Source organism: Enterobacter sp. 4974935 (assembly GCF_058661735.1).
Window position 1 is genome coordinate 239,609 of sequence record NZ_JBZWGT010000003.1, and the last position, 22,198, is coordinate 261,806.

Here is a 22,198-nt window from a genome sequence, read left to right on the forward strand (position 1 = left end):
CTTAACTGGCTGGAGTCGCGGCGGTATCAGGAATAGCCACGGCGGTGACGCCAGGGCGAACTTTTTGCAGGCCGCTGATAATGACGCGGTCGCCATTTTTCAGACCTTCCGTGATCAACCACCGATCGCCAATCGCCTGCGGTGCAACGACAGTGCGAGATTCCACCTGGTTTTTATCGTTTACCACAAGCACGGTTGCATCACCGCGAGGTGTACGGGTTACCCCCTGCTGGGGAACAAGGATGGCATCAGGCTGTGTGCCTTCGTCAATGCGTGCACGGACAAACATACCCGGTAACAGCATATGCTGAGGGTTAGGGAAGAGAGCGCGAAGGGTGATTGAGCCGGTACTTTCATCTACCGTGACATCAGAGAACTGGAGCGTTCCTTTCAGCGGATAAGGCTGGCCATTTTCCATCAGCAACTCAACGCTGCTGGTGTCTCCCTTTTGCAGGCTCGTCTGCTGCTTTAGACGCATAAAATCGCTGCTGGATTGCGTTACATCGACATAAATGGGATCGAGCTGCTGAACTGTCGCCAGTGCGGTTGACTGACCATTAGTGACTAACGCCCCTTCAGTGACGCTGGATTTGCCAATGCGCCCGTTGATTGGCGATGTGACTTTCGTATAAGCAAGATTGATCCGCGCGCTTTCAACGCCAGCTTTCGCGGCAACGACGCTTGCATCCGCCTGCTGGGCGGTTGCCACCGCCTGATCATACTCCTGCTTGCTCACATATTGCGTACCGACCAGCGGAAGGTAACGTTTTACCGTCAGATGGGCTATGTTTGCCGCAGCCTGCGCTTTTACCAGTTCACCTTTCGCATTGTCGTAGGCTGCCTGATAGGTGGCCGGATCGATCTGATAAAGTGATTCACCCGCTTTGACGTCGCTGCCTTCGGTAAAATTACGGTGCAGAATGATACCACTTACCTGGGGACGAACCTCCGCTACACGATAAGCGTCAGTTCTGCCTGGCAATTCCGTCGTTACGGCCAGTGGCGCGCTTTTGACAATATGAACACTGACCTGAGGAGCTTGCCCATGCTGCTGTGGGTTTTCTTGCCCATCGCACCCGGCGAGCAGTGCAGCACAGACAATGAAACCGGATAAGGGTAAGCGTCTGAAGTGATTCGTCATTACTGTTCCTTAAACTACCCTTGAACCGATATATGCCATAAGTCGGTGAAAGGGTGTGAGGCAAAAAAAGAAATGTAGCTGCGTATAATAATGAGGGTATTCAAGGTTTTTTAATTTATAAGTGCTGATGGAGGCAATAAAAAGCAAAATCAGATTCTGAACCAGTGTATTCGAAATCCGGCTTCTGTCAGGATAATCAACGGAATACTTATGAGTAAATACAAACTATTTATTTAATGAATTTGATTCGCTCAATTTATTCGTATGAATTATAAATTAAATGAATTGACTTTTTTTGTGCAAAACTAAAACGGGTTATGGTGAATACTTTGACTTACACGACCCTTTAATAACGTTTGATGTCGTATCAACCGTATAAGTAATGAGTAGCAGGCTATGGCGCGTAAAAAGAAAGAAGAGGCTCAAAAGACCCGGCAGCAGCTGATTGAAGCCGCTATCGGGCTATTCGCGACACGTGGCGTGGCTAATACCACGCTTACCGACATCGCCGATGCTGCTCAACTTACTCGCGGGGCGGTTTACTGGCATTTTTCGAGTAAAGCGGAAATATTTAACGCCATCCGGGAACAGCAATTGCCGCTGCGTGAAATGATTCGTGACAGGTTAATACTTTCTGAAAAAGATGACCCTTTGTTAATGCTTCGTGAACAGTTTATTGTCGCGCTGCAATATATTGCGAGCGAGCCACGTCAGTATGCTCTTTTACAAATTCTGTATCATAAGTGTGAATTTCATGACGATGTGATTTCAGAATGTGAAATACGCAAGCGGATCGGTTTAAACGATACTTATCTTCGCAGGACGTTGAGACAATGCGTTGCGCGTAGCATTATTTCTTCCCAAACTAATATTGAACTGGCGCTGATTGTTTTCCACGCATTTTTTAGCGGAGTCATTAAAAACTGGTTAATGGATAGCAACAGTTTTAATCTGTACAAACAGGCGCCGGCGCTGGTGGATAATATTCTTGCGACACTAAATATCACTCGAGTGGCGCCAGTGTTCTACGATACAGCCTCATGATTGCATACGGGATGGTGACATCTCCCCGTGCTGGCACTGTTCCATAATAGCCTGCGCGGTAATCGGTTTGCCCAGCAGATAACCCTGTAGCGTATTGCATCCCAGTTCTGTCAGAAAGGTCTGCTGCGCTGCGGTTTCGACCCCTTCTGCCACGACCTTCAGATTCAGCGTTTTTGCCAGGGCAATAATCGCCGAGACGATCGTCGCATCTTCACTCTCTCCACTTAACTCTTTTACAAAAGCACGATCGATTTTCAACTCGCAGGCAGGGAGTCGCTTAAGATAAAGAAGGCTTGAATAACCTGTACCAAAATCGTCTATCGAGGCTTTTACGCCCGCATCCGTCAGCGCTGTCAGGACACGAACGCTTTCGTCCGGATTGCTCATCGCCGTGGTTTCGGTCACCTCCAGGATCAACATGCCGGGCGGTACGCTATGGCGCGTCAGACAATCGAGAACCGTTTTAACCAGCGACGGCTGTTCGAACTGCAACGTAGAAAGATTCACCGCCATTGACCAGTCCGTGTGGCCCTGAAGGTGCCATTCTCGAAGCTGGCGGCAGGCCTCGTCGATTACCCAGTTTCCAATTGGAATAATCAGCCCGGTTTTCTCTGCAAGCGGTAGAAACAGGTCGGGGGGCAGTAATCCCTGTTTGGGATGCTGCCAGCGTAACAGCGCTTCGAATCCGATGACCGGCCCGGCAGGGGCGTGGAATTTAGGTTGATAAAGCAGACGTAACTCATTACGGTCGATGGCCTGCCACAGATCATTCATCAGCTGAAGATGCGTCTGCGCCAGCGTATTCATTGACGGCTGAAAGAAGTGATAACCGTTACGACCCATATGTTTCGTGTGGTACATCGCAGCATCAGCGTTAAACATCAGTTCACGATCGGTTTTGCCATCGTGTGGATAGAGCGCAATGCCAATGCTCAGGGTGACCATCAATTCGTAAGGATCGAGATGGAACGGGCTATCAATGACGCGTACCAGTGAATTTGCCAGTGAGGCAGCATCATCCGGGGTAGTGGTTTCGGCCAGCAGGACAAATTCATCCCCACCGATACGCGCCAGCGTGTACTGACCTTTCAACTGCAACAGCAAACGCTGAGTCACCGCAACCAGAAGATTGTCACCGACATCATGGCCATAGGCATCGTTGACGGTTTTAAAGCCATCAAGATCCATAAACATCAGCGCGAAAGGGCTTCCTTCGCGATCGGCCTTGCTGATGGCCTGATCGAGGCGATCCTCAAGCAGAATACGATTGGGTAAGCGCGTCAGCGTATCATGCAACGCCAGCTGTGCGAGTTCACGGTTAGCTTCTGCCAGGGATGAGGCCAGCAGCGAGGTACGAGCCTGAAGGCGGGCATCGAACATCGACACCAGCAGCGTAATCCCCAGAATAGCGAGCGCGACCACGCTAACCAGTATCGCCAGCCAGCTCCCGTTAATACCATGATGGTGGACCATCGTCGACATTGGAAATTGTGCTGCTTCCATGCCGGCGTAATGCATGCCAGCGATAGCGATGCCCATGGTGATCGCCGCCCCCAGACGCATCAACGCCATTCGTGCAGCTTCCTGACGTAAACGGAACGTCAGCCAAAGAGCGGCCAGTGAAGCGGAAAGGGCTATGCCCACAGAGATAGCCATCCACGTTTTATCCCAGACAATACCCGGAGTGACCTCCAGGGCAGCCATACCGGTGTAGTGCATGGTAACTATGCCTGCACCCATCACGACGGCGCCAGGCAGCAGTCGGCGCAAATGTAGCTGCTCGCCGCTAACGAGCCACAGGGCGAACATTGACGAGCTGATGGCGATAATCATCGAAAGCACGGTCAGGGTCGCGTTGTAACTCATGCTCATGGAAAGATCCATCGCCAGCATACCGATGAAATGCATCGCCCACACGCCAATCCCCATCGAAACACCGCCACCTGCCAGCCAGACGCGTGCAGCGACGCCCTGGCTTCCGGCAACGCGCGCAGCCATATTCAGCGCGGTATAGGCGGCAAGAATGGCGACAATAAAGGAGATGACGACGAGGATTTGGTTGTATTGGCTAACCAGCATGGTCTGTTCACTCGTTGTGAGACGTTAAGCAAGAGCGGTTGGAAAGGGCACAGACATTATCATCGTCAGGAAATGACGAAAAGTGATTTAAGTCCCTGTTTTTATTGGGTGATAACAGAGGGGTACAGGATGGAAGAGGCTAGTCCAGCTCTGAGCAGTTGACCAGTTTTAGCGGGTTCACGGAATTCATATTGCGACATTTATCGGTTTCGGTGCTCATCAGTTCAATCCACTGCATCAGCAGCGCATCGAAAATGAAAACAGAGACAGCAAAAACGACCAGCCACCAGTATTTACGAATCATGTGTCATTCCGCGAAAAGAGAGCCTGTAAGGTGGTGGAAATATACACGAAAAGCGGGCGTTGAAAAGTGGGGAAGGAGAAGGTTTACAAAGCGTTGACGGTCGCTCATCCGGGCAATAAAAAAGGCGCTTCCCCATGCCGAAGAGCGCCTTTTTAAACAAGCATTTAACTGATTAGTATCAGTTCATGCCGTATTTTTTCAATTTCTTACGCAGGGTACCACGGTTGATGCCCATCATCAGGGCAGCGCGGGTTTGATTACCACGGGTGTATTGCATCACCATGTCCAACAGTGGCTGTTCAACTTCAGCCAGTACCAGCTCATACAGGTCATTAACATCCTGACCGTTCAGTTGAGCAAAATAGTTCTTCAGTGCCTGTTTAACCGAGTCACGCAGGGGCTTTTGAGTCACCTGATCCTGAGAGTTAACGGTAGAAACGGTCAGTACGTCAGAATTTACGCGTTGTTCGAACATAGTTCTGTCAGCTCTTTATTTCATTACGCAAGATTTTCGAAGTATGCCTCCAACGCCTCCAGCTGTTCGCTGGCATTCTCAATGGCGTTGAATGTGCGCCGAAACTGGTCATTTGGAGCGTGCTCCTGGAGATACCAGGATACGTGTTTACGCGCAATTCGGTACCCTTTTGCCTGGCCGTAGTGGTCATGCAGTTCCCGAACATGCGAACAAAGCAAGCGCTTAACCTCTGCCAGAGGCAGCGGGGCAAGCAGCTCCCCAGTGTCCAGATAATGCTGGATTTCCCGAAAGATCCAGGGTCTTCCCTGAGCGGCACGTCCTATCATCAGAGCATCAGCTCCCGTATAGTCGAGCACAGCTCTGGCTTTAAGCGGGTCAGTTATGTCGCCATTCGCGATAATCGGAATGGAAACTTTCTGCTTAACTGCCCGAATGCTGTCGTATTCAGCTTCACCGTTGAACAAACAGGCGCGAGTGCGTCCATGAATGGTCAGGGCCTGAATGCCACAGTCTTCGGCCAGTTGGGCAATCTCTACACAGTTACGGTGTTCCGGCGACCAACCCGTGCGAATCTTCAACGTAACAGGAACGTCCACTGCGCTGACAACCGCCGTCAGGATTGACTTCACCTGGTCGGGGTATTGCAGAAGGGCTGAACCTGCAAGCTTGCGATTCACCTTTTTGGCCGGGCAACCCATATTGATATCAATAATCTGGGCGCCACTTTCCACGTTAATACGCGCGGCATCTGCCATCTCTTCAGGCACGCTTCCGGCAATTTGCACGGTGCGGATACCTGGCTCATCCACGTGCACCATCCGAAGGCGGGACTTGTCGCTTTCCCAAACCTGCGGGTTAGACGACATCATCTCGGAAACGGTTAATCCTGCTCCCATCTCGTAGCACAGCGTCCTGAACGGCCGGTCGGTAATACCTGCCATTGGGGCTGCGATCAGGCGATTTCTAAGCTGGTGGTGTCCGATGCGCATGAGTTAAGAAATGACCATACTGTGACTGCAAGGCGGCGTATATTACGCATTTTTTGCACGAGATGAAAGGCCAAACTTTGAACAATCCTCTGTTGTAGATCAAGGAATCGCCAGTCATTCTTTTCGGATAAGATTATTCGCTATTTAAATCATTGTGTTATGAAGAAATGAACATTTTGTGGGCGCTTACAATTTCCCGTAACTTCTCATCATTTCTGAATAAATGAATCAATTGGCCGGGATAATCTGCTGCGATATGCAGCAGATTATGGCGCTTCTTTGCGATCTGCGTCGCATTTCAGCACAGGATATCAGCGCAAAAAATCGGCTTATTCAACAACCAGACGGCCATGAAGCGGCTGAACCGGGCGGCTGTTTTCGTGGTGCATAGTGTGAGTGAATTTTTGCAGCTGTTCAGCAGAGACGGTCAGCGGATGCTTGAGCACCAACCATGTCACCCCTTCTGAGCACGGTGGCGTGGTCAGGGAGCCGCTAAAACGCCAGTAGGTTTTATCCGCAGGCAGTAATTTATTCATATCGAGGGTTGGCTTAATTGTAACGTTCTGGTCAACCTGTCCTGGCATCACGCCCCAGAGTTTATCCAGTGCAGCGTTTGCCGCGCCCTGATCGAACATAACGGCAACGACCGTCAGTTCGCCGTCAGCGTTTTTATGGACCAGATGCATTTCCATTGCGTATTTTTTACCGTGCACCGTGTTTTCGGAAGGCGCATGGAAATGGAACTGCTGTAATGTCCAGGTCTGTTTATCAAGCGTGATGCTGTCGCGTGTATCGGCATTTTCACTCGCCTGGATAGTATGGCCGTTGTTTGTCAGTGTGACCGGGCCGTCGATATAGTGCGTTTCCAGCGGAGAGATGTGAGCTTTGACCGTATTATCAATGTTAACCGGCGACTGATACATCCCGCTTTTACACGTCTTGTACGCCTCGTCCAGTTCGCCCCAGTGTTCCGGTGCGCCTTCTCCTTGATAGCTCCAGTGTGAGGCGTAAGTTGAAGCCGAAATCACGCTCAGCGCCAGCAGCGCTGCCTTGCCTGAAATGTGTTTCATCGTATTCTTCCTGTGAATTTTATTATCCAAATCAATGATTAACATTGTGATTTGTGTGGTTATTTTATCGAAGAAAGGATGAAGGGGGGAGAAAAAACCGAAGGAAAAAGGCGTGGTCAGACGACCACGCCAAAGGCTTATTTTTTACGACCGGTGATGCGACACCACTCTTCTTTCTCGACAACCGGGTCGAGCGCAAAGAGATCGGCGTAGGCTTCACAGACGCTGTCTGCCTGGCTGGCAAGGATACCGGACAGGCCCAGCAGACCGCCTTCAACCGGCAGCACGCTGATTAACGGCGCCAGCTCGCGTAACGGGCCAGCCAGGATATTCGCGACCACCACATCGGCTTTCATGGCCTCTGGCTGTGCATCAGGCAGATACAGTTCAAGGCGATCGGAAACGCCATTACGCTCGGCGTTATCACGGCTGGCCTGAATCGCCTGCGGATCGATGTCGATCCCGATGGCTTTTGCCGCGCCCAGTTTCAGCGCCGCGATAGCGAGGATCCCGGATCCGCAACCGAAGTCGATCACGGTTTTGCCTTCCAGATCCAGGCCATCCAGCCATTGCAGGCACAGGGAGGTTGTCGGGTGGGTACCGGTGCCGAACGCCAGACCCGGATCCAGCATTACGTTGACCGCATTTTCATCGGGAACGTCGCGCCAGCTTGGGCAGATCCACAGACGCTGACCAAACTGCATCGGATGGAAGTTGTCCATCCACTCGCGTTCCCAGTCTTTGTCTTCCAGCTGTTCGATTTTATGCGCGAAACCCGCGCCCAGCAGCGGATGGTTTTCCAGAATCGCCACGACCTCTTTCATGTCGGTTTCTGCATCGAACAGGCCGATAACGTCCGTATCACCCCACAGGCGCGTTTCGCCTGGTAGCGGCTCAAAGACCGGCGTGTCATGCGTGTCCTGGAACGTGATAGAGACCGAACCGGCCTCCATCAGCGCATCACTCAGTTCTTCGGCGTTCGCGCCGGTTGTGTTCAGTTTCAATTGGATCCACGGCATGGCAAAACTCTTTATTTATCAGTAGAAATCAGGGTGGCGGGTGGAACGGGACGGCCAAAACGGTTACCCACCACAAACGCCAGTAAACTTAACAGTAACGAAGGCACGATCGGGTGAAAGCCAAGATACTGAATTTTCAACGTGGCGAGAACGGCATACAGGACGCCCCCGACAATCATGCCGCTTAATGCACCCGCGGCATTCGCGCGTTCCCAGTACAGCCCCAGCACCAGCGGCCACAGGAAAACGGCTTCCAGCCCGCCAAAGGCGAGCAGGTTCAACCAGATGATCATCTCCGGTGGACGCCACGCGGCCAGCAGCAGCAACGCCCCCAGCACCAGGGTAATCACCGCCGACATGCGCTTGAGGCGTCGCTCATTTTCGACCTGTTCAGGGCGCAAATTCAGATAGAGATCTTTAATGATCGTAGCGGAACTTTGCAGCAACTGAGCGTTGATGGTCGACATAATGGCCGCCATGGGTGCGGCGAGGAAAATTCCGGCGGCAAACGGCGGAAGTACTTTCACCATCAGGGTTGGAATGACCAGATCCGGTACGGTAAGGTCAGGGATCACCGCGCGTCCCAGCGCGCCCGCCAGGTGCATACCAAACATCAGGATTGCCACCACAATTGTCCCGATAATAATCCCGCGGTGTACCGCTTTGCTGTCTTTATATGAGATGCAGCGCACGGCGGTATGCGGCAGGCCAATCACGCCAAAGCACACCAGCACCCAGAACGAGGTCATAAAGGTTGGAGAGAGGATGTCATCCGCCCCCTGCGGCGAGACCAGTTTCGGATCGATCGCTTCCAGGGTTTCAACCGCATGGCTCAGGCCCCCTGCGGCATGCACGATACCCACCAGCAGAACGAGAGTGCCAATAAGCATCACCATTCCCTGCATCGTATCGTTCAGAACGCTGGCACGGAACCCGCCAAACGCGGTGTACAGCGCGATACTCACACCGAAAATGACCAGACCCGTCTCGTAGGGGATCCCGGCTGCCGTTTCCAGCAGACGTGCGCCGCCGATAAACTGCACCGTCATCGCACCAATAAACGCCACCAGCAGACTCAGGCTTGCCAGCCATACCAGCAAGCGACTCTGATAGCGGGCAAACAGCATATCGTTCAGCGTCACGGCATTGTAGCGACGGGCCAGAATGGCAAACTTTTTACCCAGTATGCCCAGAGAGAGCCAGATGGCAGGCAGCTGGATCATGGCCAGCAGTACCCAGCCCAGTCCGTACTTATAAGCGGCGCCCGGGCCACCGATAAACGAGCTGGCGCTGATGTAAGTAGCGGTCAGCGTCATGGCCAGCACGACGCCACCCATTGAGCGGCTCCCGAGGAAATACTCGTTCAGAAAGGTGCCGGTCGAACGTTTACGCATCGCATAAACCGACAGGCCAAACACCAGGAACAGGTAAGCGACAAGCGGCAGAATGACTTCAAGCTGCATCATCGTCCTCCAGGGAGATATCGCGATAGATGAATTTCACCATCGCCCAGCACAGCACAATAAACACCAGCGGCAGCAGCAGGCAGGCCATTTCAAACCAGTGCGGGAGGCCGGTAATGCCAATCGCTGAATCAGGTAAGTAAGCAGTTACTAACCATGCAGCGAGATAGAGAAGGGTCAGCCACAGCGCCCAGCGCGCTTCTTTATGGGCCTGAACAAAACGTTTGTCCATTTTTTGTCCCTTGTGGATGAAGAAAGCGGGGATTGTACATGATGGGGCTTTGCGATCCCCAGAAATAAAAAAGGCCGGATAATCCGGCCTTTTAGCATCACTGATCTCTTACTTCTCGTTCAGACCGAGTTTTTTCTCCAGGTAGTGGATGTTAGTACCACCATTCTGGAAGTGCTCGTCGCTCATGATGCGCATCTGGAGATCTACGTTGGTTTTGATCCCGTCGATGATCAGCTCCTGAAGGGCGTTCTTCATGCGGGCAATGGCCACGTCACGGTTTTCGCCGTAGCAGATCAGCTTACCGATCATTGAGTCATAATACGGCGGTACGGTGTAACCGGCGTAAATATGGGACTCCCAGCGCACACCAAAGCCACCCGGCGCGTGGAAACGCGTGATTTTACCCGGGCTTGGCAGGAAGGTGTTCGGGTCTTCGGCGTTGATACGGCACTCTACCGCATGGCCTTTAACCACAACTTCTTCCTGTTTGATGGACAGCGGCTGACCGGCTGCGATACGCAGCTGTTCTTTGATCAGGTCAACGCCGGTGATCATTTCGGTAACCGGGTGTTCAACCTGAATACGGGTGTTCATCTCAATGAAGTAGAACTCGCCGTTTTCGAACAGGAACTCAAAGGTACCCGCCCCGCGATAGCCGATATCGACACACGCTTTGGCGCAACGCTCACCGATGTAGCGACGCAGTTCCGGCGTAATGCCCGGCGCTGGCGCTTCTTCGACGACTTTCTGGTGACGACGCTGCATGGAGCAGTCACGTTCAGCCAGATAGATCGCGTTGCCCTGACCGTCAGCCAGCACCTGAATTTCGATGTGGCGTGGGTTTTCCAGGTATTTTTCCATGTACACCATGTCATTGCTGAAAGCCGCTTTCGCTTCCGCTTTGGTCATGGAGATGGACTGCGCCAGTTCAGCATCGCTGCGTACAACGCGCATACCGCGACCGCCGCCGCCGCCAGACGCCTTGATGATAACCGGGTAGCCAATGCGTTTAGCATGGGCGCGGTTAGCATCCATATCGTCGGTCAGCGGGCCGTCAGAGCCCGGTACGGTTGGCACGCCGGCTTTTTTCATCGCGGTGATGGCAGACACTTTGTCACCCATCAGGCGAATGGTGTCGGCTTTCGGGCCAATGAAGATAAAGCCAGAGCGTTCAACCTGCTCAGCAAAGTTGGCGTTCTCAGAGAGGAAACCATAACCCGGGTGAATCGCGACCGCGCCAGTGATTTCGGCGGCGCTGATGATCGCCGGGATGTTCAGATAGCTTTTTACGGACGGAGCCGGACCGATACAGACCGTCTCATCCGCCAGCAATACGTGTTTTAAATCGCGATCCGCGCTTGAGTGCACGGCCACGGTCTTGATGCCCAGTTCTTTACAGGCACGAAGAATACGCAGTGCAATCTCGCCACGGTTGGCGATAACAATTTTATCCAGCATGTTCGCCTCGTTACTCGATGACGACCAGCGGCTCGTCAAATTCTACCGGCTGACCACTTTCGACCAGAATCGCTTTCACAGTACCTGATTTGTCTGCTTCGATCTGGTTCATCATTTTCATGGCTTCAACGATGCACAGGGTATCGCCTACGTTGACTTTCTGACCCACTTCGATGAACGCTTTCGCGTCCGGGCTCGGGGTGCGGTAGAAAGTACCAACCATTGGGGAACGTACGATGTGACCACTGATTTCTGCAGCTGCTGCAGGTGCGGCTTCTGCTGCTGGTGCAACGGCTGCGGAGAGCGCAGGCTGCTGCACTGGCGCAGCATAAGCTTGCTGCATTACCGGGAAGCTAGCGGCTGGGGCTGCACGGCTGATGCGTACAGACTCTTCGCCTTCAGAAATTTCCAGTTCGGAGATGCCTGATTCTTCAACCAGCTCGATCAGTTTTTTAATCTTACGAATATCCATGAGTGGGTTCCGTACTCTTGTTTAGTGTGATTGTGACAAGCGTTTTACCGCTGTCTGTAAAGCGTATGAATAGCCGTCTGCACCCAGCCCACATATCACGCCAGCGGCGATATCTGACAAGTAGGAATGGTGGCGGAACGGCTCTCGGGCGTGCACGTTACTCAGATGGATCTCGATAAACGGGATACTCACCGCGAGCAGTGCGTCGCGTATAGCAACACTGGTGTGCGTAAACGCGGCCGGATTGATCAGGATATAGTCCACAGTGTCTTTAGCCTGATGAATACGGTCGATGATTGCGTACTCCGCGTTTGACTGAAAATGGTCCAAATCCACATTCAGCGAGGCTGCTTCCGTACCCAGACGGTTAACAATTTCGCTCAATGTCAGCGTGCCGTACTTCTCTGGCTCACGGGTGCCGAGCATGTTCAGGTTCGGTCCGTTCAATACTAAAATTTGGAATTTGTCAGCCATTGTGCCGCTATCTCCTGCGATTTTCGGGTAAAAAACAACATATACCCTCAACACGCAATTGTCACCCTTTCAGAGGCCAAAAACCCCTGTCCGGAAAACCGAAGTCGCACATTATAACGATTTCGTAGCATTTGGCAGCTAAATACTGGTCTTATCAGGGAAGATTATCAACCGCTATCCGAAAAAGATTCGCGGCTGATAAATAATCTGCGGGAAAACGCACAGTTTCGTGGACTATCGTACCCACTGGCGGAACTTCTTATAACGCCATGCTAAAAGGGCCAATGCCAGCAGGGTGTAGATGACCGGCTGAGGAGATAATATCTTCACCGACCACAGGTAATGGATGGGCGCGAGGATCGCGGCAAGATAGACGAAGTTGTGCAGCAGTTGCCAGCGCCGTCCCATTTTTCGCTGCGCGTACTGCGTGGATGTCAGCGTCAGCGCCAGTAAAACCAGCCAGCTTACGATACCCAGCGTCAGATAAGGACGCGTAACCAGTTCGCTGCCAAGGAGTGCCAGGTTGTTAATGCCCAGTTCCAGCAGGGCGTAACTGGTGAGATGCAGCGTCGCCCAGGCAAAACACCATAGCCCCAAAAGCCGACGGGTACGTATTAGCAATGGCTGTTTAGCGTAGCGCGCAAGCGGTGAGACGAGCAAGGTCGCCAGCAAAAATTTCAGAGCCATCCGACCCGTAAAATGCTGAATATCTTTAGCCGGATCGGCACTGAACTGTCCCTGGCTGGCTGCCCAAAAGAGCCAGATAAAGGGGAGCAATCCGGCTAAATGCAGGAGTACCTTCAGCCAGGTTATCTGCTTTGCCGTTAAACGCACTTAGAAGTTCTCCCGTAAATTCAGCCCACGATAGAGGGATGCCACCTCATCTGCATAGCCGTTAAACAGCAGCGTTGGCTGGCGTTTAACATCCAGCGCGCCGCCGGAACCGATAAAACGTTCCGTCGCCTGCGACCAGCGTGGATGATCAACGTGCGGGTTAACGTTGGCAAAAAAACCATACTCATCTGGCGCTGCGAGGTTCCAGGTGGTGGGTGGGCGTTCACGGGTGAGCTTAATGCTGACGATCGATTTGATGCCCTTGAAACCGTATTTCCACGGTACGGTCAGGCGAATGGGCGCCCCGTTTTGCGGCGGCAGCGCTTTGCCGTAAACCCCGACGGTGAGCAGCGTAAGCGGATGCATGGCTTCGTCGAGACGTAAACCTTCAACGTAGGGATACTCCAGCCCGCCGCCGATAAACCGATCCTTCTGGCCTGGCATCTCGTCCGGGGCATAGCGCGTCTGGAAGGAAACATACTTCGCGTTGCTGGTGGGCTCAACCAGCGCCAGCAGTTTATGCAAAGGGAAACCTACCCACGGCACCACCATCGACCAGGCTTCCACACAGCGCATACGGTAAATGCGTTCTTCAAGTGGGAAGCGGGTGGTGAGGTCATGATGATCCAGCGTCAGCGGCTTTGCCACTTCGCCATCAATCTTCAGCGTCCAGGGATCGGTTTTCATGCTCCCGGCGTTGGCGGCAGGATCGGCCTTATCGAGGCCAAACTCATAGAAGTTGTTATAGCCGGTGACTTTATCTTCCGGCGTCAACGTCAGTTTATTCTGCCACTGCGCCGGTTTCGTGAAGTTAAGCGGTGCGCCAGAGGGGGCTTTCGGGCGGTCGTTGCCCTTAAACCAGTCGAGCAGATCGGCGTGGGCCGCAGGGGTGAGCGTCAGGGCAGTGGCGCTGATGCCAAGCATTTTCAGGATCTGGCGACGCTGTAGCATAAAGACAGACTCGGACGTTACGTCTGCTTCCGTCAGTTTTCGGGTTTTCATGGCATCCTCCGTCAGGCGTTTTTCTAAGCATGACGGAGGAGGAGGGTTAGCGCGAATATGTCACGAAAATTTGAAGATTAGGCGATTTTAACCAGCGCACGACCGTGGAACTGGTTGTCCATGATTTTATTGGCGTACTCTGGCGCCTGGCTCAGGGTAATCTCAGTGGCGCTCTGCTTATAGAATGAGGCTGGCAGATCCCGCGCCAGACGTTCCCAGGCCTCAGCCCGCCGCTCGGCTGGGGTCATGACCGAATCGACACCCTGAAGACGCACGTTACGCAGAATAAATGGCATCACCGTCGTCGGCAGGGCAAAACCACCCGCCAGACCACAGGCCGCCACGCAGCCACCGTAATTCATTTGCGCCAGTACCTTCGCCAGCACTTTGTCGCCGACGGTATCTACAGCGCCAGCCCAGACCTGTTTTTCCAGCGGACGGGTCTCGGCGAATTCGTCGCGGCTCAGAATACGGCTTGCGCCCAACTGACGTAGATAATCATGCGTACTTTCGCGGCCAGAGACGGCGGCGACCTGGTACCCCAGCTTGTGCAGCAGCGTGACGGCCGTGCTGCCCACGCCACCGCTGGCGCCGGTCACGACAATTTCGCCAGAGTCAGGACGGATCCCGGCCTCTTCCAGCGCCATCACGCAGAGCATGGCGGTGAAACCTGCCGTGCCGACGATCATCGCCTTACGGCCGTCCAGGCCTTTCGGCATCGGGACCAGCCAGTCACCTTTTACGCGCGCCTGCGCTGCCAGTCCTCCCCAGTGGTTTTCACCTACGCCCCAGCCGGTGAGCAGCACCTGCTGTCCGGCGTGAAAACGCGGATCTTCACTGGTATGCACGCGGCCAGCCAAGTCGATGCCTGGCACCATTGGGAAATTTCGGATGATTTTACCTTTTCCCGTAATGGCCAGTGCATCTTTATAGTTCAGGCTTGACCAGTCGATATCTACGGTCACGTCGCCCTCCGGCAGGCGGCTCTCGTCAATGGCTTGCACCGAGGCAACGGTTTTGCCGTCCTGCTGTTCTAAGATCAAAGCCTGCATACAGGGTCCTCACTAGGATTGATGATGGGAAAATATGTACTGAAGACTATACTCGCTCAATGAAACGCATTGCCGATTTAACGCAATAAATTGCCAGATACACCAGGTTTGGTAGTATGCCGCATTTGAAATGCAAGTTAGCGCTCACTTGCGACCCCTTCAACCCACGGAGTAATCTCAAGGATGCGATTAACGACGAAGTTCTCAGCTTTTATCACCTTGCTGACGGGACTGACCATATTTGTCACGCTAATCGGCTGCTCGCTGAGCTTTTATAATGCCATCCAGGATAAGCTGGTTAACCGGGTAGAATCGGTTGCATCGGTTATCGACACTCGCCTGATTACAACCTCTTTCCCGGCACTTTCGCGTGAACTGGATGAGTTAATGGTGCCTGTGGATATCGTGCAGATCGACATTAAACAGGGGAAGCAGACCGTTTTCAGCCATACCCGTCAGGGCAGCTACCGTCCTGCCGGCACGGTAGATCAGTATCGGGACATAACGGTACGCTCACTTAAACATCCGGGTATGACAATCCATCTGATGTACCAGGATCCGATGAGCAACTATTTACGCTCGCTCATGACCACCGCGCCCTTAACCATCGCCGTTGCCTTGATCGTCCTGCTGATTTTCCTCGCCGTTCGCTGGCAGCGTCGTCAACTTTCCGGCCAGGAACTGCTGGAAACACGCTCGGTGCGAATACTGAATGGCGAGCGGGGTCCGCAGGTACGGGGATCGGTTTATGAATGGCCATCACGTACCAGTAGCGCCCTGGACGTGCTGCTCTCCGAAATCCAGTTTGCCAGCGATCAGCGTAGCCGTATGGACACGTTGATTCGCTCCTACGCCGCGCAGGATAACAAAACGGGCCTTAACAACCGTCTCTTCTTTGATAATCAGCTGGCTACGCTTCTTGATGATCCCGAAAAGGTGGGGACGCATGGCGTGGTAATGATGATTCGCCTGCCCGACTTCGATCTGCTCCGTGATACCTGGGGCCAGCGCGTGGCGGAAGAGAACCTCTTCACGCTGATTAACCTGCTATCCACCTTTATTATGCGTTACCCCGGCGCGTTACTGGCACGCTACCACCGCAGCGATTTTGCCGTCTTGCTGCCGCATCGCACCTTAAAGGAGTCCGAGAGTATCGCCAGCCAGCTGCTGAAAGCCGTCGATGCGCTGCCCCAGAGCAAAATGCTCGACAGAGACGATATGGTGCATATGGGCATCTGTGCCTGGCGCGGCGGTCAGTCGACGGAGCAGGTGATGGAACATGCGGAAGCGGCCACGCGTAACGCCGTATTGCAGGGGGCGAACGGCTGGGCAGTCTATGATGATACGCTGCCGGAGAAAGGGCGCGGCAACGTGCGCTGGCGAACCCTGATTGAACAGATGCTGAGCCGGGGCGGACCGCGCATCTATCAAAAACCGGCGGTCATGAAGAATGGTCATGTTCATCATCGTGAGCTGATGTGCCGTATTTTTGATGGCACTGAAGAGGTTATCTCCGCGGAATATCTGCCCATGGTGTTGCAATTCGGATTGTCCGAAGAGTATGACCGCCAGCAAATCACCCGCCTCATTCCGTTTTTATCGTACTGGCCTGAAGAAAATCTGGCTTTACAGGTGACCGTCGAATCGCTGATCCGTCCGCGTTTTCAGCGTTGGTTACGTGACACGTTAATGCAATGCGAAAAATCGCAACGCAAACGCATTATTTTTGAACTTGCAGAGGCAGATGTAGGTCAACACATCAGCCGGTTGCGCTCGGTTGTGCGGTTAATCAATGCGCTTGGGGCTCGCGTGGCGGTAACACAGGCGGGTCTTACCCTGGTCAGCACCAGCTGGATCAAAGAGCTGGATGTCGAATTATTGAAGCTGCATCCGGGTCTGGTAAGGAATATCGAAAAGCGCACGGAAAACCAGCTGCTGGTACAAAGCCTGGTGGAGGCGTGCAAAGGAACGCAAACGCAAGTATTTGCCGCAGGCGTACGTTCACGCAGTGAATGGCAGATGTTGACAGAGCGCGGCGTGACGGGCGGTCAGGGGGATTTTTTTGCCGCCTCTCAGCCGCTTGACACCAATGTGAAAAAATATTTGCAAAGATACTCTGTTTGACCTGCCGTTTACTTTGTTTTCACGTAGAATATCGCGCCTGTAGCTTTGAGTAAGACGAGCATAAAAGCCAGTGAACGACCTTTTATAGGTTACAAGTGAAAGTGAGGGACGCTGCTGTTTACTCAGCCCTGAGGGATTCAGGGGATGAATTTGTAACAAAGGAAACGTGCTGCACTAATTTTCACCGTAGCAGACGATTTTTGCGCCTTGTCGCTGCTGCGTGTGGTTGGTAAAGTAAGCGGATTTTGTTTTCCGCCCCAGCTTTCAGGATTATCCCTTAGTATGTTGAAAAAATTTCGTGGCATGTTTTCCAATGACCTGTCCATTGACCTGGGTACCGCGAATACCCTTATCTATGTAAAAGGACAAGGCATCGTATTGAATGAGCCTTCCGTTGTGGCCATTCGTCAGGATCGTGCTGGCTCGCCAAAAAGCGTGGCCGCAGTAGGCCATGATGCGAAGCAGATGCTGGGCCGTACGCCGGGCAACATTGCCGCGATCCGCCCAATGAAAGATGGCGTTATTGCTGACTTCTTCGTGACCGAAAAAATGCTTCAGCACTTCATCAAGCAGGTTCACAGCAACAGCTTCATGCGCCCAAGCCCGCGCGTACTGGTGTGTGTGCCGGTTGGCGCAACCCAGGTTGAACGCCGTGCAATCCGTGAATCCGCTCAGGGTGCCGGTGCGCGTGAAGTGTTCCTGATTGAAGAACCGATGGCTGCGGCAATTGGTGCGGGTCTGCCGGTTTCTGAAGCAACCGGTTCTATGGTGGTGGATATCGGTGGCGGTACCACTGAAGTGGCCGTTATCTCCCTGAACGGCGTGGTGTACTCCTCTTCCGTGCGTATCGGCGGCGACCGTTTCGACGAAGCCATCATTAATTACGTTCGCCGTAACTACGGCTCTCTGATCGGTGAAGCGACCGCAGAGCGCATCAAGCATGAAATCGGTTCTGCCTATCCGGGTGATGAAGTTCGCGAGATCGAAGTTCGCGGTCGTAACCTGGCAGAAGGCGTGCCACGCGGATTCACCCTGAACTCCAACGAAATCCTGGAAGCGTTGCAGGAGCCGCTGACCGGCATCGTGAGCGCGGTGATGGTAGCGCTGGAACAGTGCCCGCCAGAGCTGGCCTCCGATATCTCCGAGCGCGGTATGGTTCTGACCGGTGGTGGTGCGCTGCTGCGTAACCTCGACCGCCTGTTAATGGAAGAGACAGGTATTCCTGTCGTAGTTGCAGAAGATCCACTGACTTGCGTCGCCCGTGGTGGTGGCAAGGCGCTGGAAATGATCGACATGCACGGCGGCGACTTGTTTAGCGAAGAGTAGTCGGGTGTGAGAGGGTAGCAAATGGCTACCCTTTCTCTCTGACGCGAGAATACGCATAGCCTATGAAGCCAATTTTTAGCCGTGGCCCGTCGCTACAGTTTCGCCTGATCCTGGCGGTTCTGGTGGCGCTCGGGGTCATTATTGCCGATAGCCGCCTCGGTACGTTCAGCCAGATCCGAACGTACATGGATACCGCCGTCAGTCCTTTCTACTTTATTTCAAATGGTCCCCGTGAACTGCTCGACTCCGTGTCGCAAACGCTTTCATCGCGTGACCAGCTCGAACTCGAAAACCGTGCATTACGCCAGGAACTGCTGCTGAAAAACAGCGAGCTACTGATGCTGGGGCAATATAAGCAGGAAAACGCGCGTCTGCGGGAACTGCTTGGCTCGCCGCTGCGCCAGGATGAACAGAAAATGGTCACCCAGGTGATCTCCACCGTAAACGATCCATACAGCGATCAGGTGGTGATTGATAAAGGCAGCGTGAACGGCGTATACGAAGGTCAGCCTGTCATCAGCGATAAAGGCGTTGTGGGCCAGGTCGTGGCGGTTGCCAAACTGACCAGCCGTGTGCTGCTGATTTGCGATGCCACCCATGCACTGCCGATTCAGGTGCTGCGTAACGATATTCGCGTAATTGCCGCCGGTAATGGTTGTACGGACGATCTGCAACTGGAACACCTGCCCGCCAACACGGATATCCGCGTGGGTGACGTGCTGGTGACGTCTGGTCTGGGCGGTCGTTTCCCTGAAGGCTACCCGGTTGCGGTTGTCTCTTCCGTGAAGCTCGACACTCAACGTGCCTACACCGTGATCCAGGCGCGTCCAACGGCTGGCTTGCAGCGTTTACGCTACCTGCTGCTGCTATGGGGCGCCGATCGCAACGGCGCTAACCCGATGACGCCGGAAGATGTGCATCGCGTGGCCAATGAGCGCCTGATGCAGATGATGCCGCAGGTGCTGCCTGCGCCGGATGCAATGGGGCCACCTGCGCCCGTACCGGCTCCGGCGACGGGGTTAACGCAGCCGCTACCGGATGCGCCGCCACCGCCGCAAGTCTCGGGTGGAGGGCAGTAGTGGCCAGTTATCGTAGCCAGGGGCGCTGGGTAATCTGGCTCTCATTCCTCGTTGCATTGTTGCTGCAAATTATGCCCTGGCCGGACGACATTCTTGTTTTCCGGCCAAACTGGGTATTACTCATTTTGCTCTACTGGATCCTTGCCCTGCCGCACCGCGTAAATGTCGGCACAGGTTTTGTGATGGGTGCCATACTGGATCTTATCAGTGGCTCTACGCTTGGCGTCCGCGCCTTATCCATGAGCATTATTGCGTATCTCGTTGCACTCAAATTCCAGCTCTTTCGTAACCTTGCGCTCTGGCAACAGGCGCTGGTGGTGATGTTGTTGTCGCTCGCTGCGGATATCGTTGTTTTCTGGGCAGAGTTTTTAGTGATCAACGTCTCTTTCCGACCGGAAGTGTTCTGGAGTAGTGTAGTAAACGGTGTGCTCTGGCCGTGGCTGTTCCTGCTGATGCGTAAAATTCGCCAGCAGTTTGCCGTGCAATAAAAGGTTTCTATGACGTCTTTGTATCTTGCCTCCGGTTCTCCGCGTCGCCAGGAACTGCTTGCGCAGTTGGGTGTATCCTTCGAACGCATCGTTACCGGTATCGAAGAAAAACGTGCTGAGGGCGAAAGCGCTCAGCAGTATGTCTCCCGTCTGGCGCGTGAAAAAGCGCAGGCGGGCGTTGCATGCGTGCCGCGTGACTTACCGGTGCTGGGGGCCGATACCATCGTCATTCTCAATGGTGAGGTGCTTGAGAAACCCCGCGACGCAGACCATGCTGCGCGGATGCTGCGTAACATGTCCGGGCAAACCCATCAGGTGATGACGGCGGTAGCGCTGGCAGACAGCCAGTACGTTCTGGATTGCCTTGTGGTAACGGAAGTGACGTTCAGAGTCCTCACCGACGAGGAGATCGCCGGCTATATCGCCAGCGGTGAACCTATGGATAAAGCAGGTGCATACGGTATTCAAGGGTTGGGTGGCTGTTTTGTCAGGAAGATAAATGGCAGCTATCACGCCGTAGTCGGCTTACCGCTGGTGGAAACGTATGAGTTGCTGAGCAATTTTAACTCACTGCGTGAGGGAAGGGATAATTATGACGGCTGAATTGTTGGTAAACGTAACGCCATCGGAAACCCGTGTGGCCTACATTGATGGTGGCATTCTTCAGGAAATTCATATTGAGCGTGAAGCGCGGCGCGGAATCGTAGGCAATATCTACAAAGGTCGTGTCAGTCGTGTACTGCCGGGTATGCAGGCGGCTTTTGTAGATATTGGGCTCGATAAAGCGGCGTTTTTACACGCCTCCGACATCATGCCGCATACCGAATGCGTGGCAGGCGAAGAGCAAAAACAGTTTGCCGTGCGCGACATCTCTGAGCTGGTGCGTCAGGGCCAGGATCTGATGGTGCAGGTGGTAAAAGATCCGCTGGGCACCAAAGGCGCGCGTCTGACCACCGACATCACCCTTCCTTCACGTTATCTGGTCTTTATGCCGGGGGCGTCGCACGTCGGCGTGTCACAGCGTATTGAGAGCGAAAGCGAGCGTGAACGCCTGAAAAAGGTGGTCAGCGCCTACTGCGACGAGCAGGGTGGGTTTATTATCCGTACCGCAGCGGAAGGGATCAGCGAAGAAGACCTGGCCTCGGATGCGGCCTATCTGAAGCGCGTCTGGACCAAAGTGATGGAGCGTAAAAAACGCAACCAGACCCGCTACCGGCTGTACGGTGAGCTGGCGCTCGCTCAGCGCGTATTACGTGATTTCGCCGATGCGCAGCTCGACCGAATCCGCGTGGACTCCCGTCTGACGTACGAAGCCTTACTGGAGTTTACCGCCGAGTACATCCCGGAAATGCCGGGGCTGCTGGAGCATTACACCGGACGCCAGCCGATATTTGATCTCTATGACGTTGAAAACGAAATCCAGCGTGCGCTGGAGCGTAAGGTTGAGCTGAAATCGGGTGGCTATCTGATCATCGATCAGACCGAAGCGATGACCACCGTCGACATCAACACCGGCGCGTTTGTCGGCCATCGCAACCTCGATGACACCATCTTTAATACCAATATAGAAGCGACGCAGGCCATCGCACGCCAGCTTCGCCTGCGTAATCTGGGCGGTATTATCATCATCGACTTTATCGATATGAATAATGAAGACCACCGCCGTCGCGTGCTGCACTCCCTGGAGCAGGCGCTGAGTAAAGATCGCGTGAAAACCAGCATCAATGGCTTCTCGCAGCTCGGTCTGGTGGAAATGACCCGGAAACGGACCCGCGAAAGCGTGGAACATGTCCTGTGTAATGAGTGTCCAACCTGCCATGGACGCGGAACGGTAAAGACGGTGGAGACGGTCTGCTACGAGATCATGCGTGAGATTGTCCGTGTCCATCATGCCTACGACTCAGACCGTTTTCTGGTCTATGCTTCCCCTGCGGTGGCAGAGGCCTTGAAAGGGGAAGAGTCGCACGCGCTGGCGGAAGTGGAAATCTTTGTCGGCAAACAGGTAAAAGTGCAAATTGAGCCGCTCTATAACCAGGAGCAGTTTGACGTCGTCATGATGTAAACGCAGTTCGC

At 53.7% G+C, this 22,198-nt stretch carries 22 protein-coding genes; 7 read left to right on the forward strand and 15 right to left on the reverse strand.

Going from position 1 to position 22,198, the window contains the following annotated elements:
- Position 1 precedes the first annotated feature (1 nt).
- Positions 2-1,141 (reverse strand): efflux RND transporter periplasmic adaptor subunit, encoded by a 1,140-nt coding sequence (locus tag AC4OVS_RS02335; RefSeq protein ID WP_022649575.1) that lies wholly within the window; start codon positions 1,139-1,141, stop codon positions 2-4.
- Between the two features lie 396 nt (positions 1,142-1,537).
- Here AC4OVS_RS02335 and envR point away from each other — a divergent pair, with 396 nt between their 5' ends.
- Positions 1,538-2,185: an acrEF/envCD operon transcriptional regulator gene (gene envR / locus AC4OVS_RS02340; protein WP_491922156.1), complete on the forward strand. Its 648-nt coding sequence runs from the start codon at positions 1,538-1,540 to the stop codon at positions 2,183-2,185.
- Here the strand turns inward: envR and AC4OVS_RS02345 are convergent.
- From AC4OVS_RS02345 to acuI, 14 genes are all read right to left on the reverse strand, one after another.
- Positions 2,180-4,264, reverse strand: coding sequence for a putative bifunctional diguanylate cyclase/phosphodiesterase (locus AC4OVS_RS02345; protein ID WP_491922157.1), 2,085 nt, complete (start codon positions 4,262-4,264; stop codon positions 2,180-2,182). The two genes, envR and AC4OVS_RS02345, sit on opposite strands and share 6 nt — an antisense overlap.
- Positions 4,265-4,403: 139 nt before the next feature.
- Positions 4,404-4,568 (reverse strand): DUF2556 family protein, encoded by a 165-nt coding sequence (locus tag AC4OVS_RS02350; protein ID WP_003860373.1) that lies wholly within the window; start codon positions 4,566-4,568, stop codon positions 4,404-4,406.
- Between the two features lie 178 nt (positions 4,569-4,746).
- The gene (gene fis / locus AC4OVS_RS02355) at positions 4,747-5,043 is read right to left on the reverse strand and encodes a DNA-binding transcriptional regulator Fis (protein ID WP_000462905.1); all 297 of its coding nucleotides are present in this window, start codon (positions 5,041-5,043) and stop codon (positions 4,747-4,749) included.
- 23 nt (positions 5,044-5,066) lie between these two features.
- Positions 5,067-6,032 (reverse strand): tRNA dihydrouridine synthase DusB, encoded by a 966-nt coding sequence (dusB, locus tag AC4OVS_RS02360; protein WP_276349596.1) that lies wholly within the window; start codon positions 6,030-6,032, stop codon positions 5,067-5,069.
- A 329-nt stretch (positions 6,033-6,361) separates the two neighbouring features.
- The gene (locus AC4OVS_RS02365) at positions 6,362-7,102 is read right to left on the reverse strand and encodes a carbonic anhydrase (protein WP_023298748.1); all 741 of its coding nucleotides are present in this window, start codon (positions 7,100-7,102) and stop codon (positions 6,362-6,364) included.
- Between the two features lie 137 nt (positions 7,103-7,239).
- Positions 7,240-8,121, reverse strand: a complete 882-nt coding sequence (gene prmA, locus AC4OVS_RS02370) for a 50S ribosomal protein L11 methyltransferase (RefSeq protein WP_022649571.1) — start codon at positions 8,119-8,121, stop codon at positions 7,240-7,242.
- Between the two features lie 11 nt (positions 8,122-8,132).
- Entirely contained in the window at positions 8,133-9,584 is a 1,452-nt protein-coding gene (panF, locus tag AC4OVS_RS02375; protein ID WP_022649570.1) for a sodium/pantothenate symporter, read from the reverse strand.
- Positions 9,574-9,816 (reverse strand): YhdT family protein, encoded by a 243-nt coding sequence (locus AC4OVS_RS02380; RefSeq protein WP_022649569.1) that lies wholly within the window; start codon positions 9,814-9,816, stop codon positions 9,574-9,576. Before AC4OVS_RS02380 ends, panF begins: the two co-directional genes overlap by 11 nt.
- A 108-nt stretch (positions 9,817-9,924) precedes the next feature.
- Positions 9,925-11,274: an acetyl-CoA carboxylase biotin carboxylase subunit gene (gene accC / locus AC4OVS_RS02385; RefSeq protein ID WP_003860388.1), complete on the reverse strand. Its 1,350-nt coding sequence runs from the start codon at positions 11,272-11,274 to the stop codon at positions 9,925-9,927.
- 10 nt (positions 11,275-11,284) lie between these two features.
- Positions 11,285-11,746, reverse strand: coding sequence for an acetyl-CoA carboxylase biotin carboxyl carrier protein (gene accB, locus AC4OVS_RS02390; RefSeq protein ID WP_010436174.1), 462 nt, complete (start codon positions 11,744-11,746; stop codon positions 11,285-11,287).
- 21 nt (positions 11,747-11,767) lie between these two features.
- Positions 11,768-12,220 carry a type II 3-dehydroquinate dehydratase gene (aroQ, locus tag AC4OVS_RS02395; RefSeq protein WP_022649568.1) on the reverse strand — a complete coding sequence of 151 codons (453 nt, stop codon included), beginning with the start codon at positions 12,218-12,220 and terminating at the stop codon, positions 11,768-11,770.
- Between the two features lie 234 nt (positions 12,221-12,454).
- Positions 12,455-13,054, reverse strand: a complete 600-nt coding sequence (msrQ, locus tag AC4OVS_RS02400; protein WP_491922158.1) for a protein-methionine-sulfoxide reductase heme-binding subunit MsrQ — start codon at positions 13,052-13,054, stop codon at positions 12,455-12,457.
- Positions 13,055-14,056 carry a protein-methionine-sulfoxide reductase catalytic subunit MsrP gene (msrP, locus tag AC4OVS_RS02405; protein ID WP_032626457.1) on the reverse strand — a complete coding sequence of 334 codons (1,002 nt, stop codon included), beginning with the start codon at positions 14,054-14,056 and terminating at the stop codon, positions 13,055-13,057.
- A gap of 77 nt (positions 14,057-14,133) precedes the next feature.
- A complete protein-coding gene (acuI, locus tag AC4OVS_RS02410) occupies positions 14,134-15,108 on the reverse strand; it encodes an acrylyl-CoA reductase (NADPH) (protein WP_063150260.1) in 975 nt (324 codons plus the stop codon).
- Between the two features lie 183 nt (positions 15,109-15,291).
- On the opposite strand from acuI, the gene csrD reads away from it, so the two are divergent.
- The 6 genes from csrD (at position 15,292) to rng (ending at position 22,187) form a co-directional block, all read left to right on the forward strand.
- Entirely contained in the window at positions 15,292-17,232 is a 1,941-nt protein-coding gene (gene csrD, locus AC4OVS_RS02415) for an RNase E specificity factor CsrD (RefSeq protein WP_491922159.1), read from the forward strand.
- Between the two features lie 282 nt (positions 17,233-17,514).
- Entirely contained in the window at positions 17,515-18,558 is a 1,044-nt protein-coding gene (mreB, locus tag AC4OVS_RS02420; protein WP_000913396.1) for a rod shape-determining protein MreB, read from the forward strand.
- A 62-nt stretch (positions 18,559-18,620) separates the two neighbouring features.
- Complete coding sequence (mreC, locus tag AC4OVS_RS02425; protein ID WP_003860400.1) at positions 18,621-19,637, forward strand: rod shape-determining protein MreC; 1,017 nt, start codon at positions 18,621-18,623, stop codon at positions 19,635-19,637.
- A complete protein-coding gene (mreD, locus tag AC4OVS_RS02430) occupies positions 19,637-20,125 on the forward strand; it encodes a rod shape-determining protein MreD (RefSeq protein WP_003860402.1) in 489 nt (162 codons plus the stop codon). The genes mreC and mreD overlap by 1 nt, the downstream gene beginning before the upstream one ends.
- A gap of 9 nt (positions 20,126-20,134) precedes the next feature.
- On the forward strand, positions 20,135-20,728 hold the full coding sequence (locus AC4OVS_RS02435; protein ID WP_003860403.1) for a Maf family protein: 594 nt from the start codon (positions 20,135-20,137) through the stop codon (positions 20,726-20,728).
- Entirely contained in the window at positions 20,718-22,187 is a 1,470-nt protein-coding gene (gene rng, locus AC4OVS_RS02440) for a ribonuclease G (protein WP_003860405.1), read from the forward strand. Before AC4OVS_RS02435 ends, rng begins: the two co-directional genes overlap by 11 nt.
- Positions 22,188-22,198 lie beyond the last annotated feature (11 nt).